Origin of the sequence: Geodermatophilus sp. TF02-6 (genome assembly GCF_003319115.1) — a bacterium.
GTDB lineage: Bacteria > Actinomycetota > Actinomycetes > Mycobacteriales > Geodermatophilaceae > Geodermatophilus.
Map to the genome: position 1 here is coordinate 1 of NZ_QOHF01000049.1, position 2,433 is coordinate 2,433.

Annotated in this window: 3 protein-coding genes; 1 reads left to right on the plus strand and 2 read right to left on the minus strand. The window is 70.9% G+C overall.

Going from position 1 to position 2,433, the window contains the following annotated elements:
- Positions 1-123: 123 nt before the first annotated feature.
- A complete protein-coding gene (locus DQ238_RS22490; protein WP_147263191.1) occupies positions 124-309 on the minus strand; it encodes a hypothetical protein in 186 nt (61 codons plus the stop codon).
- Between the two features lie 256 nt (positions 310-565).
- On the opposite strand from DQ238_RS22490, the gene DQ238_RS22495 reads away from it, so the two are divergent.
- A complete protein-coding gene (locus DQ238_RS22495; RefSeq protein ID WP_199506522.1) occupies positions 566-1,768 on the plus strand; it encodes an ISAs1 family transposase in 1,203 nt (400 codons plus the stop codon).
- On the opposite strand, the gene DQ238_RS22500 is transcribed toward DQ238_RS22495, so the two are convergent.
- On the minus strand, positions 1,755-2,240 hold the full coding sequence (locus tag DQ238_RS22500; protein ID WP_233496224.1) for an ATPase, T2SS/T4P/T4SS family: 486 nt from the start codon (positions 2,238-2,240) through the stop codon (positions 1,755-1,757). The two genes, DQ238_RS22495 and DQ238_RS22500, sit on opposite strands and share 14 nt — an antisense overlap.
- Positions 2,241-2,433 lie beyond the last annotated feature (193 nt).

Here is a 2,433-nt window from a genome sequence, read left to right on the forward strand (position 1 = left end):
CGCCGCGACCAGCGCAGCAACTGCGCGCGCTCCTCGTCGCTGAGCACCAGCTCGGCCTTCGGTCGCCCCGTTCTCGGCATACCCCAGTCTACAATTTATCCTGCGGATTTTCGGTGCAGGATACTAGTCCTTCTTCACCACGGCGGACAACCACTGACCGGCGGCGTGGACGGCGAGCTGCCGGTCCGAGCCCTGGTGCAGGGCGTTGTCGAACACGTAGAGGACGCCGTCCTTCACCGCGTACGACGCGCCCTTCTCGTGCGCGACGGTCGTTGCAGTGCCGGGGTACTCAGGGTCCGAAATCGTCACTTCAATCGCCATACGGCCATTCTCGCTGGTGCCCGCCGGCGGTCGACCGTTGGGGGCTACGCCGCGTTGAGCAGGGGAAACACCGCAAACGCACGGAATGGCCCGTATTTGATCGGGGCGACTGCGTAGGGGTCGAGGCACTCCCAGGGCCGAGGCAAAGTCGTGGAGCACGGCGCTGACCTGGGGCGTTAGGGCGGGCACGGACCGTGTGGTGATCTGAGGGTGTCGAAGTCCTTGATCCCCAGCGAGAAGGCCCGTGCCCGCGAGCTCATCTTCCCCAACCGCCCTGGCCGATGCCGTCACCGCCGCCGGAGTGCCGGCCCGGCCGCTGTCGGCGCCGGAGTCGATCAGCCTGTTGCAGGCCCTGGCCGCGGTGCCCGACCCGCGGAACCGGCGGGGCCGTCGTCACAGTCTGCAATCGATCCTCTTCCTCGCGCTGAGCGCGGTCCTGGCCGGGGCGCGGTCGTATGCGGCGATCGCCGACTGGGCCGCGGTCGCCGAGCCGGAGGTGCGCGTGTGCGCCGACCCGCCGCACGCCAGTACCTTCCGCCGGCTGCTGTCCCGACTGGACCCGGTGGCGCTGCAGGCGGTGTTGACCGGCTGGGTGCTGTCCCGCCGCGCGGCGGCCGCGACACCGGCCACGGTCGCCGCTGGGCCCCTGGCCGAGCAGCGGCGGGTGGTGGCCGCCGACGGCAAGACGCTGCGCGGCGCCCGCAGCCCCGACGGCGCGCAGGTCAAGGTGTTCGGCGTCTACGACCACGCCCACTGCCTGGTGCTCACCCAGTCTGCGGTCCTTGATGGCGATGAGATCGCCGCGTTCACCACCGCCCTGGCCACCCTGCCCGACCTGCGCGAGGTCATCGTGACCGCCGACGCACTGCACTGCCAGCGTGAGCACGCCACCTGGCTGCGCAAGCGGGGCGGGCACTACCTGTTCACCGTCAAGGGCAACCAGCCCACCCTCCGCCGGGCGCTGGCCGCCCTGCCGTGGGCCCAAGCGCCCGGGCAGCGGCGCCGCCAGCGCGCCCACGGCCGCACCGAATCCCGCTCCATCAAGGTGATCGACCTCGACGGCACTCCGGCCGCGGCGCTGTTCCCGCACGCCGCTCGGGCGATCAAGGTCGTGCGCCGGCGCCGCGATACCCGCACCGGCAAGACCTCGACCGAGGTCGTCTACGCGCTCACCTCGCTGACCTACCGCCAGGCCGACCCGGCCCTGCTGGCCACCTGGATCCAGGGCCACTGGGGCATCGAGAACCGGGTGCACCACGTCCGCGACGTCACCCAGGGTGAAGACGCCTCGCGCATCCGGACCGGCACCGGACCGGAGGTGATGGCCGTGCTGCGCAACACCGCGCTCAACCTGCATCGACTGGAGGGACACACCAACATCGCCAGCGCTCAACGCCGGGCCGGCTGGCGCGCCGGCAGCGCCCACGCCAGCCTCACCGCGGCATGATCATCGTTGGTCTGGGCAGGTCACGCCGCCCATTCCGGACTTTGCCTCGGCCCTGGAGGCATTCCTCCTGGCGCACCTCGCCGACCACGATGCGGGAGGGCCGCATCCGCAGCGCCTCCTTCACCAGCCGGCGCAGCGGGATCTCCCCGGCGCCCTCGAGGTTGGGCTGGCGGGTCTGCATCGCCACCACGTCGGGCAACGGCACGCGCAGCTCGAAGACCTCCTCGCAGGTGATGACCCGCTCCCGTGCCGGGATGGCGGCGCACAGGCAGTTGAGCAGGGTGGTCTTGCCGGCCTGGGTGCCGCCGGCGACGAGGACGTTCAACCCCGACACCACCGCGGCCTCCAGGAACCGGGCGGCCGGCGGGGTCAGCGTGCCCAGGGCCACCAGCTCGTCGAGGGAGTGCGCCTGCAGCACGAACTTGCGGATGTTGACCGCCATGTGCCGGCGGGTGATGTCCGGGATGACCACGCTGGACGACGTTTGCGCAGGTCAGAGCTCTGCCGACTGATGCGAGTCCGCAGGAAGTCCGCAACTCGGTCAAGTCCGCTGACGTGGTGTATCGAAGGCGATTGCACCGCGTGATCTTTGCTGGGTTGGTCAGGCGCTGAGCGCCGGGATGGTCGGGGCGTTCACCTCCTCGGTGGTGGGCTGGTCGGTGGTG